We start from the raw sequence: 13,952 nt of genomic DNA, 5'->3' as shown, positions 1-13,952 counted from the left end.
GGCCTGGTAGCTTAGTGAATAGAGCGTCAGATTCCGGTTCTGAAGGTCGTGGGTTTGAGTCCCACCCGGGTCACTGAAAGAGGTTGGCAAGCATTCGCGCAACCGGATAAAAAACAATTACAAAACGGACATCCGTTCCGGCTGTTTTCCCCCATTTCCCATCGTCAAAAAAAGACATTCCGAACCCCCGCCAGAAGGTGTTCTGGAGGGGGTCTAATCGCTTAAGTTAATCGATCATCATCGCTTAACTTAATCGATCATCATCGACTAACTTAATCGATCATCGTCGCTTAACTTAATCGATCGTCGTCGATCAACTTAATCGACAGGGAAGGGTATTCCATACCGGTAATAAATATATACATAAGGTGCCGAATCGGGACATACCCGACCCTCCGAAAGGAGACACTTCACCCTTTCTCATTCGGATTTCCTTTCTTTAATCAGGCAGACAAAGGCCGCTCCGACTATCAACATGATACCGGCCGTGACAAGCATATTGATTTCGGGAGGCAGACCGCCTTCGGGAGTGAACAGGGCTAAGACCGTACCGCCTAAGGCGGCTGCTACAATCTGCGGAATGCAGATGGTGCCGTTGAAAAGTCCCAGGTAGGTGCCCAAATGGCTGCCGCCTAACGAATTGGTGAGAATGGTGAAAGGAAGGGCCAGCATGGCTGCCCAGGCGCAACCTATCAGGATGAATGAGAAGAACAGGACGTGTTGGTCGTGTATGAAGTAAGTGGAAACAAATCCGATTCCGCCCAATACGAGACTGAGTGAATAGACCAGCCGGCGGTTCTTGAACAGCGGAATGCAGACGGCCCACAGGACGGAACCGATGGCCTGGACTGCAAAGAGCACGCCGACCCAGTTGGCTGCCGCCTGATATTCCCGGCTGGTGGTGTCGAGCAGTACCTTCTTTACCCCGTTTACGGCATGTTCTACGGTAGGGGCATCGAAAACGTTGGCTGCGATGCTGCCGTTCGTATAGGTCCACATGAACATGAAAGCAAACCAGCAGAAAAACTGTACCAGTCCGACTGTCCAAAAGGTTTTGGGGGCTTTGACCAAAAGTTTCAGCATGTTTGTTTTCTCTTCCTTTTCGCTGATGCCATGATATTCGGCATATTGCTTGGGAGGCATTTCCTTGACCTTGACCGAGGTATAGACGACACACAGGATAAGGATGGCGGCTCCGATGTAGAAAGAGTAAATGACAGAGTCGGGGATGACTCCCTGTGAGGCTGTATTTCGGATTCCTATCCAGGCGAAAAAGAAGGGGAACAAATAGCCGACGAGGCTTCCGGCATTGCAAAGGAAACTCTGAATGGAATAGGCCAGGCCTTTCTGTTTTTCGTTTACCATGTCGCCCACCATCATCTTGAACGGCTGCATGGCCATGTTGATGGAAGTATCGAGAAACATAAGGGCAAGGAGACCGAAAATCATGGCGGTACTTACACTCATGCCGAAACTGCCGGCATTGGGCAACAGGCACATCACGAGTACGGCGATGAGCGAGCCTATGAATAGATAGGGAATGCGTCGTCCGAAGGGTGTCCATGTGCGGTCGCTGGCTGCTCCGACAATAGGCTGGACAATGATGCCCGCCAAAGGAGGCAGTATCCAGAAATAGCTTAAAGAATGGGGGTCGGCCCCCAATGTCGCAAATATGCGGCTGATGTTTGCGCTTTGCAAGGCATACGCTATCTGTACACCGAAAAAACCGAAGCTGATATTCCACAGCTTCCAGAAACTTAAATCAGGTTTTGCTTTCATGGTCATATTATGTTTTTAGATTGTTTCATTTGGTTGTACCTCTGATTACCAATTTGGTACGCACGATTCTGTTCGGGCTCTTCGCCTTCCCCTCCAGTTTCTCGTAAAGGAGATTGAAGGCGCTTCTTCCTATCTCCTCTCCGTATTGTTCTACGGTTGTCAGTTTGGGGTCTGTATTTTGGGCAATATCTCCGTTGGTAAATCCGCAGATAGAGACTTCGTCAGGAACCTTGATGCCGGCCGCCTTGCAGGCATGAAGAATGCCCGCTGCCGTTTCGTCATTGATGGCAAAGAAGCCGTCCGGCCGCTCAGGGCTCTTCAGCAGGTCGGGAGTAATGGCGACGGCCCGTTCCCGTGTGTCACAGAGGATAATCATGGAATTGTCGACGGGTATTTTATACTTCTTCATGGCGTCCAGATAACCGTTACGCCGGTTTTTTGTGATTTCAAGATGAGGTGATGAAGCGTAGAAGTAAATTCGTTTGCACCCTGTTCGTATCATGTATTCTACCGCAGCAAAAGAACCGGCATAATCGTCTACTACCACCCGTTCTGTCTTGATGCCGGTACAGATACGATCGTAGAACACGATGGAAATATTGTTATCCAACAATTCCTGATAGTGTTCGTAGTGGGAGGTCTCTTTGGCTAAGGACGTGATAACTCCGCATACGCGGGCCGCGAGAAATGAATGGACAATCTTCACTTCCTGTTCATACGATTCGTTACTTTGGGCAACGATTATGTTGTATCCGGCTTCCGACGATGCTTGTTCGATGCCGCTGAGTACACATGAGAAGAAGTAATGTACTATCTGCGGAACGATGACCCCGATGGTATTGCTTCGTCCGGCTCTCAGGTTCACAGCTTGTATATTGGGCTTGTAATTGTGCTCGCGGGCATAGGCGTGAATCAGGTCGCGCGTTTCCAGGCTGATGTCCGGGTTGTTTTTCAAAGCCCGCGATACGGTCGATGGAGAAACGTTTAAGGCATGTGCTATGTCTTTAATGGTGATTTGAGGTTTGTTCATATACATAGGTATTTTCCATCCAAAGGTAGACAATAATTTTTGTCTTGCAAAGGGGAAAGGCTACAGGTTGCTATATTTTCATTGCAAAAATAGAGGAATTATCGGATTTTGTTTTATGGATTGAAAACTATCGGGTTATCTGTTTTCGCAAACGATTGCGTCGCATGCTGTTGAGGCGTTTTGTTTTTTATTTATGGTGAAGGAAAAAACTTACTGTGTTGCGTGAGTCGTTTGCATTCATTATCTTTGAGAGCGATTAAATCATTAAAAGTAGTTGTTATGAAACGTCATGTTATTTCGGGATTGTTTGTTGGAGCCTGTTTATTGTTGGCTTGCGGCAATAACAATTCCTCAAAGGAGGACAATGGAAAAGAAAATGGGAATGGTTCGGAAAGCTTGGAGTTTGCTTTGGGAGCCGATATCAGTTGGGTGACCGAAATGGAAAGTCAAGGCCATCGTTTCTACAACGAGGCCGGCGAGGAGCGCGAATGCACAGCTCTGATGAAGGAGTGTGGCCTCAATGCCGTCCGTTTGCGCGTGTGGGTCAACCCGGAAGAACACAACAACTGGTGCAATACGGCCGACCTTGTGGTGAAGGCCAAACGTGCCCATGCTTTGGGTATGGGTGTAATGATCGATTTTCATTATAGCGATTGGTGGGCAGACCCCGGCCAGCAGCACAAGCCTGCCTCGTGGAAAGGATTGGCTTTGAATGAGTTGAAACAGGCTGTCGCCGCCCATACCACCGACGTGCTTCAGGCTCTGAAGGCCGAAGGCATCACGCCCAAATGGGTGCAGGTGGGCAACGAAATCCGTCCGGGTATGTTGTGGGACGAGGATGCCTCGCTCAGCGGTGCTTCGTATGATGTGAAAGAGTGTGATGTGAAAGGCTTGAACAGCACTTCGACTGCCGTCAAATATCCGGCCAACTGGGCCAATCTGGCCGCTTTCATCAATACGGGCTATGAAGCTGTCAAGGCCGTCTGCCCCGAAGCCATCGTCATTGTCCATTTGGATAATGGATACGACAAGAACCTCTATACTTGGTTCTTCGACGAGCTAAAGAAGAACGGAGGCAAATGGGACATGATAGGCATGTCGCTCTATCCTTATTGGACGAGGGAGTCGCACCCCGAATATACGGCCGAACGTACCATTACTGAGTGTATCGACAATATCAAGGCCGTCAGCACCCGTTACGATTGCGACGTGATGGTGGTGGAGACGGGCATGGAGTGTGCCGACGATAATGGCAATCTGGCTGACAACGCCGTTCTTCGGCAGGGCAAGGAGCAGCTGGCACGCATCATCAAGGAATGCCGCGAACAGACGGCCGGCCGATGCAAGGGAGTGTTCTACTGGGAGCCTGAGTGCAAGCCGGGCCAATACCGCTTGGGTGCCTTCACCGCAGACGGGAAGCCTACCGTAATAATGGATGCCTTTAAATATTGATAAACGTATGAACCGAAGAATGTTGGCAACCTTGTGTTGCCTCTTGTCGGCCTGGATGATGGCCGCCCAGCAACGCACGGAGACGTTGTTGGAGAAGAACTGGAGATTTACAAAGGGCGACGTGGCCGACGCCATGAAGCCGGAGTTTGACGACACGAAGTGGGAAACGGTCAGCGTGCCCCACGACTGGGCTATCTACGGCCCTTTCGACCGGAACCACGACTTGCAGAACGTGGCCGTGACGCAGAACCTTGAGACGGCCGCCTCGGTGAAAACGGGTCGCACGGGCGGTCTGCCCTACGTGGGTGTGGGGTGGTATCGCACCACGTTCGACGCTCCTGCGGGCAAGCAGGTGTCGCTGGTGTTCGACGGCGCCATGAGCGAGGCGCATGTCTACGTCAACGGGCAGGAAGCCTGCTTCTGGCCCTACGGCTACAATTCATTCCATTGCGACGTTACACCTTATTTATATAAGGACGGTCGCAAGAACCTTTTGGCCGTGCGGCTGGAGAACCGCCCTCAGTCTTCCCGTTGGTATCCGGGGGCGGGCCTGTACAGAAACGTGCACGTCGTGGCGACGGAGCCGGTGCATGTGCCCGTGTGGGGTACCCGGCTCACCACGCCTCACGTAGCCGCCGACTATGCTTCTGTCTGCCTCAAGACCACTGTCGAAGGTGTCGGTCGGCAGGATGTGCGCATTGTCACCGAAATCCTCTCGCCGGACGGGCAGGTGGTGGCTATGAAGGACAATACGATGAAAATCAATCACGGCCAACCTTTCGAGCAGAATTTCCTCGTGGAAAAGCCCCGGTTGTGGAGTCCCGAAACACCTTATTTATATAAGGCCTCTTCGAAGATTTACGCAGACGGCCGTCAGGTGGACGAATACGTCACGCGCTTTGGTATTCGCAGCATTGAGCTGGTGGCGGATAAAGGCTTCTTCCTTAACGGACAGCACCGCAAGTTTCAGGGAGTATGCAACCACCACGACCTCGGTCCGTTGGGCGCCGCCGTCAATGTGGCAGCCCTCCGCCGCCAGCTGACGTTGCTTAAGGATATGGGTTGCGACGCCATCCGTACTTCCCACAACATGCCTGCCCCCGAATTGGTACAGCTCTGCGACGAAATGGGCTTCATGATGATGCTCGAACCTTTCGACGAGTGGAACATCGCCAAGTGTGAGAACGGTTACCACCGCTTCTTCGACGAATGGGCGGAGCGGGATATGGTGAACATGCTCCGCCGGTATCGCAACAGTCCCAGCGTGGTGATGTGGAGCATCGGCAACGAAGTGCCCACCCAGTGCAGCCCCGAAGGCTACAAGGTGGCCTCGTTCCTGCAGGACATCTGCCACCGCGAAGACCCCACGCGCCCTGTTACCTGCGGCATGGATCAGGTGTCGTGCGTCTTGAGCAACGGCTTTGCCGCCCTGCTCGACGTGCCCGGTTTCAACTACCGCACGCACCGCTATGCGGAAGCCTATGGCCAATTGCCGCAAAACCTGGTGTTGGGTTCCGAAACGGCTTCCACCGTCAGCTCGCGCGGCATCTATAAGTTTCCCGTCGGACTGAAGAAGCAGGCCATGTATGACGACCACCAATGCTCCGGCTACGACCTGGAGGCCTGCTCGTGGTCGAACGTACCCGACGAGGATTTCGCCCTGGCCGACGACTATGACTGGACACTCGGTCAGTTCGTATGGACCGGCTTCGACTATCTGGGCGAGCCTTCGCCTTATGACACCAATGCGTGGCCCAGCCATAGCTCCGTGTTCGGAATCATCGACCTGGCCGGCCAGCCTAAAGACCGCTACTACCTCTATCGCAGCCTTTGGAACAAGCGCAGCAACACCCTGCACGTGCTTCCCCACTGGACCTGGCCCGGCAGGGAAGGGGAGAACACGCCCGTCTTTGTCTATACCGACTACCCCGAAGCCGAACTCTTTGTCAACGGGAAGAGCTACGGAAAACAGCGTAAACTGGATGCGAAAACAGCGCTTTCGTTGAAAGAAAAGGATGATTTGTGGTTGCAGCGCCGCTACCGCCTGATGTGGATGGATGTGCCTTACGAAGCCGGTGAACTGAAAGTCGTGGCCTACGACAAGGAAGGCCGTCCCGTCGAAGAGAAGATTGTGCGCACGGCCGGCAAGCCCCATCACCTGGAAGTGACGGCCGACCGCATGCAACTCGCAGCTGACGGAAAGGATCTGGCCTACATCACCGTCCGTGTAGTGGACAAGGACGGTAATCTCTGTCCGGCCGACAACCGCTTGGTGAACTTCTCCGTCAAAGGAGCCGGTACCTATCGTGCTACGGCCAACGGTGATGCCACCTGTCTGGATCTTTTTCACCTGCCGCGCATGCACGCTTTCAGCGGTCAGCTGACGGCCATCGTACAGAGCGGTTCGCAGGAAGGCAACCTTATTTTTGAAGCCAGGGCTAAAGGCTTGCGGACAGGAAAATTGATATTGGAGGTTGCTCCTTAAGACATATTTCTTCTGTTTGTTGTTTTCTTCAGGCGTGGATTGCACAGACTATTACGGAGATGATAAACGCTCTGTTTCATCTTGTGCAATTCATGCCTGAGGTGTATTTTGCAAGGAATTTACATTGTAACAGGGAAAATATATGATTGTAGACAGGAAGACCAAACATTGCAACAAGCCTAACCGCATGAGTGATGCTGAGATGACGGTTGTTCTTATCCTGTTCCATTCCGGTGGTTTTTGCTGCTTCAAGCATTAAATATTACACACCTAAGTCACAATAATTTGCCCATACAAGGCTTATTATTACGATTTTTTTGTAAATTTGCAGTCGGATTGAGGCAACTCTATCCAAGACATATTAGAAAAGAAAGAAGCGTTATGCTTGACTTGTAAGTTGGAAACGTAGGAAATTTCGAGCTTAGTACGAGAGAAGGCATAGTGGTTCTCACGCTATAGCGTGGACTGCTATTATCATATCCGTACTAAAGGTTTTTCCTACGACCTCCAACTTAGACGTGGTAGCATTGCAGTTCCACGCTTCTGCATAATTAACGGCTCAACTGGAACTAAAAGAGCCATTGACTTAAAAATAAAATGAAAAAAATTTTAGTCACATTCGCATTGCTCTTTGCTGTAATCAATATTATGGCGCAAGAGCATCTTTCTTTCAAAGGTATTCCCATTGAGGGAAGTATGACAGAATTCTGTCAAAAAATAAAAGCTAAAGGATTTACATCTGTTGGTAGTGAAGACAATCTTGCATTGTTTATGGGAGACTTTACTGGTCGCAATGCGACTATAGACGTGAAAGCTACTGATGATGGGAAAAACGTATTTGCCGTAGTCGTATTGTTTGATCCAAGTGATGAATGGAAAACGCTCGTTAACACTTATAGCTATTATAAGGATTTATACACTCGTAAATATGGCAAGCCAACCAATTCAAAAGAAAAGAACCCTGCTATCAATGATTCCAATACCGCTTTAATGATAGAAGTCCGTCAAGGAAGAGTTGTGTGGAGAAGTACATGGAAAGTAACAGGTGGAGACATTGAATTGTCGATAGAAACTTCTAGCTATTATGAAGGTAGAGTAATGATTCGTTATCGTGATTCTCAAAATGTTAAGGCCAAAATCAAAAAAGATTTGGATGATATTTAAAAACAAAAAGAGGAGCACTGCGCTAATAACCTAAAGAACTAACTAACACAACATACAAAATCTTCTGCTATTTTACAGGCTTTGCTTGGATAGCGTAGCTTTTTTGTATTCTCAACCTATCATCAAATATGAAAAAATGGATAATTTATGTGCTTGGTATAATCACAGGCATTATACTGACATTTGCTTTTTCATTCTGCGGCAATCTGTCTGACAATTCTGGAATTATTGGACTTGAAATGTTTGAAGAGCCTGGAGATTATATGGAATATTCACAATTTAAAGTATCCCAAGTAATAGAAGGGTGTGCATTAGCTTGCGCCAATGATTATTTTGGTCCAACCGTTTTTATTATACCAAACAAAAAACAACAATTTTATGACGGCCAAGAAATCGTTCTCAAAAGCGACCAACGCGCTCAACATGTGGGAACTTATAGATACAGCAACATCATAGAAATCGAAAGAACAGTGCCAGCTATTAGGATAATTGATAATGTAAAACGACTGAGATCAGATGAAGCTATTACATCTGGAAAAACATTGTTTGACAAGCCGGGCGAATGTGTAAGCAGGAAAAATTTTGAAGTGCAGAAAGTTTTGGAGTCTGGTGATGCTATTGCGTTGGAAATTAGAGAAATTCTTTCAGGAACTATATATACTTCCGACTTAGAAGTCTTAATATTAGCTCAAAAGGGTAGTAATTTTTATGACAAACAAGTGATTAAAGCTCCTCAAGGGAAATGTGCAAGACAAATTGGGAACTATAAGTATCAAAAATATGGAACTACAAAAGTAATTCCTATAATTGCTTTCAAATAATCCTAATAGCATTGCAAGTTCCTCTCTCAAGCGTAATTTAACGTGAGTTCGATGAAATCAAACAATCCTACCTATTTATTGCTATTTCCACTCGCTATTCCCTTACTCCGCCACGCAGCACTTCCTGAAGTCCCGACGCAGTGCTTCGTGAAGGTGTCATGCAGTGCTGTATGAGGAGGGAACGAAGCACATCGTCAGAGAGTGACGAAGCACGGCGTCAGGGTTCGCCCAAGTATTCCATGATGGGCCGGGCCCCGCGTCAGTTCGGCGTAGGGCGAACGGCAGCGGTGAATCCGGGAAGTGAGACGACGGACGGCCTGCTCTGGATTGGTATCGGGGGAAATAAAGGCAGGCCAAGGGACGACGGATGTAAGTAACGGTTTTTATAATGGGAAACAAAGATTGAAAGCAATAATTATCATCGCAAAAAAAACATTTTTAGTCCTGTCAACAATATCGCTTCATTATCAGCAAGTTACGTCGACGGTGACAGGAGCTGTACAAACTTTATGAAATACAATAAAAAATAGGCTGCCTTTAAAGACAAGGTATTTTTTATTTTTTCACGGAAATGTTTACCAAAGACTCAGTCCTGTCAACAATATCCATTGATAATCAGGCGATTTTGTTGACAGGACTATTTTGGGCCCCTCCCGGATTATTTCCAAAGTGATTTGGGAGCTTTCATAGACAAGATAGCTGATAAAAAGGGATATTCTTATATCGAACTCACGTTAAATAAAAAGAAAAGCAGTTGGCCTGTAAGCCGGGTTCTGTGCCTTGTCCGAGGGGGATAAGGTGTCTGCCATTTATCTGAGCCGTATGTCACCATACGCGCTTTAGCGGTCTACCCTCCGGCATCGAGCGAGCAACTCTTCTTGCGCCGGTTTACATGACCTTACAACTCCCAAGACGCACAGCCCTTGTATCGCCACAAGACTGGTGGGCTCTTACCCCGCCTTCTCACCCTTACCCTCCTTCCCAAAAAGAGGGCGGTTCTTTTCTTCTGCGTTACTCTACCCTTGCGGACAGCTTTCTGTTAGGAAGTGGGACGCTCTGTGTTGCCCGGACTTTCCTCATGCACACTATAGTGCAGGCGGCAGACCGGCCAACTGCTTTATGGCGGCAAAAGTACGATTTTCGCAGCGAAAACACAGGAATTATGGAAAATAATTCATAGATTTGCTACTGCTAATCACCAGCAAACAGACATTTCATGAACAAAAGCTATCTTATTCTTGCCTTTTTGCTCTTCTGCTCCTTGCCGGTCGCAACAAGGACTTATGCTGCCAACGGGGACGTTCCGCCCGAAGTGGCCGCCCTGACGGACAGCCTCAAACAGAAGTATGCCCCTGACGGGCGTGTCGCCCTCTTCAAGACAGACTATACATTCGACGGTAAGCGCGTGATGCTTCGTGGCGAGACTACCTCACCTTCCGCCAAGGCTGAGCTGATAACGGCTTTGTCGAAAGAGGGCTACGAAGTGATGGATTGCCTGAAGGTGCTGCCCGACGAGGCTGCGCTCGAAGGAAAAACCTATGGTATCGTCAATCTCTCCGTAGCCAGCCTGCACGTACAGCCCGACTACTCGTCGGAGATGATGACGCAAGCCCTGCTGGGCATGCCTGTGCGCGTGCTCGAACGCGACGGATGGTATCGCGTCCAGACCCCCGACGACTACATCGCCTGGACGCATCGTGTCAGTGTTCTGCCCGTCACCCGTGAGGAATTGACGGCTTGGAACCGGGCAGAAAAGGTGGTTGTCACGTCGCATTACGGTTTCGTTTACTCCCGGCCCGACCGCCGCTCGCAGACGGTGTCCGACGTTGTGGCAGGCAATCGCCTGAAGCTGGAAGGCACAAAGGGTGGATTCTATCTCGTGTCCTATCCCGACGGTCGCCGGGGCTATGTGGAAAAGGCTGCCGCTTTGCCTGAAAGCGAATGGCGCAAGAGCCTGAAGCGGGACGCTGCCGGCATCATCCGCACGGCCCATACGCTGACGGGCGTGCCTTATCTATGGGGAGGCACCTCGTCGAAGGGCGTGGATTGTAGCGGCTTCGTGCGCACAGTGTTCTTCATGCACGACATCATCATTCCCCGCGATGCCTCCCAGCAGGCTTATGTGGGGCAGCATATCGACATCGCTCCCGACTTCTCCAACCTCCGGCCGGGCGACCTTGTGTTCTTCGGAAGCAAGGCTACGGCCGAACGCAAGGAGCGTGTCGTGCACGTGGCCCTTTACGTTGGAGGCCGCCGCTTTATCCATTCGCAGGGCGATGTGCACATCAGCAGCTTCGACCCGCAGGACGAACTGTTCGATGAATTCAACCTGGGGCGCCTGCTTTTCGCCGTGCGCGTGCTTCCTTCTATAAATAAGGAGAAGGGGCTGAGCACGACGGACGAGAACCCTTACTATCGGTGGTGAACAGGAAAGTATTGCTTTCCCCTTCGCAAAACACCGTTTTCTTCTCTGCAAAGCACTGCTTTGTCGAGAGGATGCCGCCGCTGGCGGACGAACAAATTCAGAAACGTTGAAACATATAAGGATACAATGCAAAACAGAAGAGATTTCCTGAAGACGGCGGCCTTTGCCGCATTGGGTTCAGGCATGGTGATAAACGAGGCGCTGGCTGTTGAAAAGAAACAGGGCGCATGGTTCAATCTGAACAGAAAGAGTGGAGTGGGGGCACAGATGAAGTTGCGCTTCTTCCCTTACGAATTGAAGCTGCGCCATGTCTTTACCGTGGCTGCCTATTCACGCAGTACGACGCCCGACGTGCAGGTGGAGCTGGAGTATGACGGTGTTATCGGCTATGGCGAGGCTTCCATGCCGCCCTACTTGCAGAAGGAATTGGGCACGATGGACAGCGTGATGGCCTTTCTAAGGCGGGTGCAGGAAGGCATTGGCCGGTTCTCAGACCCCTTCCAGATGGAGGATATTCTGGCTTATGTCGACAGCCTGTCTGAGAGTAATGCGGCGGCCAAGGCAGCGGTGGACATCGCCCTGCACGACCTTGTGGGCAAACTCTTGCAGGCACCCTGGTATAAACTTTGGGGGTTGAACAAGGACAAGGCGCCTTCGACCACCTTCACCATCGGCATCGACACGGCCGATGTGGTTCGTGAGAAAACAAAAGAGTGTGCCGACCGCTTCAACATCCTCAAGGTAAAGCTCGGAGGCGACAACGACAAGGAGATGATCGAAACCATCCGTTCGGTCACGTCCCTGCCCATCGCTGTGGATGCCAACCAGGGATGGACCGACCGTCTGCAAGCCCTCGACATGATATACTGGCTCAAGGAGCAAGGCATTGTCATGGTGGAGCAGCCCATGCCTAAGGAGCGGATAGACGACATCGCCTGGATTACCCGGCAGAGTCCCCTGCCCATCTTTGCGGACGAGGGCGTCCAGCGCCTGAAGGATGTAGCTGCACTGAAAGGCGTCTATACGGGCATCAACATCAAACTGATGAAATGTACAGGCATGCGCGAAGCATGGAAGATGCTCAACCTGGCCCGTGCGCTCGACATGAAGGTGATGGTGGGCTGCATGACGGAGACTTCATGTGCATGTTCGGCGGCTGCCCAGCTCTCGCCTGCGGTCGATTTTGCCGACCTCGACGGCAATTTGCTGATAGCCAACGACCGCTTTCGCGGCATGGAAGTGGTCAAGGGAAAGATCGTGTTGCCCGATTTGCCTGGCATTGGGGTGGTGATTACTGATTAATGATTTTCCATTCAATATGAAAAACCTGCTTTATCTTGTCTTGCTTCTGCTGGTCTTTTCGGCCTGCAACCGCAAGGCGTCCGATGCTTCCTACTCGTGGGAGGCCGACTTGCACCATCGTCTCCTGACCGATTTCTGCCTGACGGAGGCGCAAGTGAAGGATTACATCCGTCGTTACCTGCCCGATGTGACCGACGAACAGATGCGACAATGGGAGAAGTCGGGCGCATTGGAGTGTATGACGCTCGATGGCGAGAAGCGTTACTTCCGCAATGCGGGCCCCAATCTTTTCCGCATCGACTCCCTATGCCGTGAGACGAAATTAGCCAAGGAAGGCGAACCGGTGAGTACCAACGACCGCGTGAATGCTGAGAACCTGTCCGAAATTCTGGCTGCTGCCGACGGACGAAACGGCTCATACCTGGCTGCTCCCAAGCGCATGCGCATCACTTATACGTTGACCGTCGACACCAATGCTGTGCCTGCAGGCGAAGTGGTGCGTTGTTGGTTGCCCTATCCGCGCACGGATATTTTCCGTCAGCAGGACGTGAAGCTGATAACTGCCAGCGAACCTTCGTACACACTGACCTCTGAAGGCACGACGCACAGCACCCTCTACATGGAGAAACGGGCAGTGAATGGAGAGCCTACCGTCTTCTCGGAAACGTTTGAATACACCTCTTATGGCGAGTGGCACGACATTCGTCCCTCTGATGTCTTGCCCTATGATACCACAACGGAACTCTATCGGCGTTATACGTCCGAACGCGACTGTCACATCGTCTTCACGCCCCGACTGCTCCGGCTGGCTGACAATTTGACAGAAGGCGAAGATAATCCCTATTTGAAGGCCTGCCGCATTTTCCGTTGGGTGGACGATCACTTCCCTTGGGCCTCGGCTCGCGAGTATTCTACCATCGACAACATTCCTGAATATGTGCTCGACAATCGTCATGGCGATTGCGGTCAGGTAACGCTGCTCTTCATTACTTTGTGTCGCATTGCGGGCATTCCTGCCCACTTCCAGAGCGGCTTTATGATGCAACCTCATGCCTGGAACCTGCACGACTGGGCGGAAGTCTACTTCGAAGGCATCGGCTGGGTGCCTGTCGACCAGTCGTTCGGCCTGGCTTCGTATGCGGAAAAGGCCGGCCAGCCCTATTTCTACTTAGGCGGCATCGACTCGTGGCGCATGGTGGTGAACTCCGATTATGGCATGCCGCTCGTGCCCGAAAAGAAATATCCGCGAAGCGAGACGGTGGATTTCCAGCGCGGCGAAGTGGAGTGGGCAGGTGGCAACCTGTACTTCACAGAGTGGGATTACCACATGGATGTCGAGTATCTGAACTATTAACCCTATGCTCCGCATGATGCTTCCTTTTTCCAATCGGTGAAGCATCTCTTTAGAAGCGGAAACGTTAGTGGTCAATTTAGGGCGTCCAACAGTATACACTCGTCGAGAGACGTTTGCCCATGTTGTTTTTCCCCTGTTGT

The 13,952-nt window shown here is 50.7% G+C and carries 10 protein-coding genes, 1 tRNA gene, 1 other RNA gene and 1 pseudogene; 10 read left to right on the top strand and 3 right to left on the bottom strand.

Annotated elements, in window-relative coordinates; all coding sequences use genetic code 11:
• A tRNA-Arg gene (locus Q0Z70_RS01785) sits at positions 1-73 on the top strand.
• Positions 74-420: 347 nt separating this feature from the next.
• Here the strand turns inward: Q0Z70_RS01785 and Q0Z70_RS01780 are convergent.
• Positions 421-1,779, bottom strand: a complete 1,359-nt coding sequence (locus tag Q0Z70_RS01780; protein WP_298072070.1) for an MFS transporter — start codon at positions 1,777-1,779, stop codon at positions 421-423.
• 25 nt (positions 1,780-1,804) lie between these two features.
• Positions 1,805-2,809: a LacI family DNA-binding transcriptional regulator gene (locus Q0Z70_RS01775; RefSeq protein WP_298072068.1), complete on the bottom strand. Its 1,005-nt coding sequence runs from the start codon at positions 2,807-2,809 to the stop codon at positions 1,805-1,807.
• A 279-nt stretch (positions 2,810-3,088) separates the two neighbouring features.
• On the opposite strand from Q0Z70_RS01775, the gene Q0Z70_RS01770 reads away from it, so the two are divergent.
• From Q0Z70_RS01770 to Q0Z70_RS01745, 6 genes and pseudogenes are all read left to right on the top strand, one after another.
• The gene (locus Q0Z70_RS01770) at positions 3,089-4,261 is read left to right on the top strand and encodes a glycosyl hydrolase 53 family protein (protein ID WP_298072065.1); all 1,173 of its coding nucleotides are present in this window, start codon (positions 3,089-3,091) and stop codon (positions 4,259-4,261) included.
• A 19-nt stretch (positions 4,262-4,280) separates the two neighbouring features.
• Positions 4,281-6,746: a beta-galactosidase GalB gene (galB, locus tag Q0Z70_RS01765; RefSeq protein WP_298072188.1), complete on the top strand. Its 2,466-nt coding sequence runs from the start codon at positions 4,281-4,283 to the stop codon at positions 6,744-6,746.
• 106 nt (positions 6,747-6,852) lie between these two features.
• Positions 6,853-7,002, top strand: a pseudogene (locus Q0Z70_RS01760) (IS982 family transposase); the annotation flags it as partial.
• 341 nt (positions 7,003-7,343) lie between these two features.
• On the top strand, positions 7,344-7,910 hold the full coding sequence (locus tag Q0Z70_RS01755; protein WP_298072064.1) for a hypothetical protein: 567 nt from the start codon (positions 7,344-7,346) through the stop codon (positions 7,908-7,910).
• Positions 7,911-8,038: 128 nt separating this feature from the next.
• Positions 8,039-8,731 (top strand): hypothetical protein, encoded by a 693-nt coding sequence (locus Q0Z70_RS01750; protein ID WP_298072062.1) that lies wholly within the window; start codon positions 8,039-8,041, stop codon positions 8,729-8,731.
• 170 nt (positions 8,732-8,901) lie between these two features.
• Positions 8,902-9,108, top strand: a complete 207-nt coding sequence (locus tag Q0Z70_RS01745) for a hypothetical protein (RefSeq protein WP_298072060.1) — start codon at positions 8,902-8,904, stop codon at positions 9,106-9,108.
• Between the two features lie 369 nt (positions 9,109-9,477).
• Here Q0Z70_RS01745 and rnpB read toward each other — a convergent pair.
• Positions 9,478-9,847, bottom strand: an RNA gene (gene rnpB / locus Q0Z70_RS01740) — RNase P RNA component class A.
• Between the two features lie 100 nt (positions 9,848-9,947).
• Here rnpB and Q0Z70_RS01735 point away from each other — a divergent pair.
• The 3 genes from Q0Z70_RS01735 to Q0Z70_RS01725 all read left to right on the top strand — a co-directional run bounded on the left by Q0Z70_RS01735 (position 9,948) and on the right by Q0Z70_RS01725 (position 13,812).
• Positions 9,948-11,156 (top strand): NlpC/P60 family protein, encoded by a 1,209-nt coding sequence (locus tag Q0Z70_RS01735; protein ID WP_298072058.1) that lies wholly within the window; start codon positions 9,948-9,950, stop codon positions 11,154-11,156.
• A 126-nt stretch (positions 11,157-11,282) separates the two neighbouring features.
• A complete protein-coding gene (locus Q0Z70_RS01730; protein ID WP_298072056.1) occupies positions 11,283-12,458 on the top strand; it encodes a dipeptide epimerase in 1,176 nt (391 codons plus the stop codon).
• A 16-nt stretch (positions 12,459-12,474) separates the two neighbouring features.
• Positions 12,475-13,812: a transglutaminase family protein gene (locus tag Q0Z70_RS01725; RefSeq protein WP_298072054.1), complete on the top strand. Its 1,338-nt coding sequence runs from the start codon at positions 12,475-12,477 to the stop codon at positions 13,810-13,812.
• Positions 13,813-13,952 lie beyond the last annotated feature (140 nt).

The sequence above is a fragment of the uncultured Bacteroides sp. genome, from assembly GCF_947632445.1.
Lineage (GTDB): Bacteria > Bacteroidota > Bacteroidia > Bacteroidales > Bacteroidaceae > Bacteroides.
The sequence above is the reverse complement of the archived record's forward strand: the minus strand, read 5'-3'. Positions and strand labels throughout refer to the sequence as shown.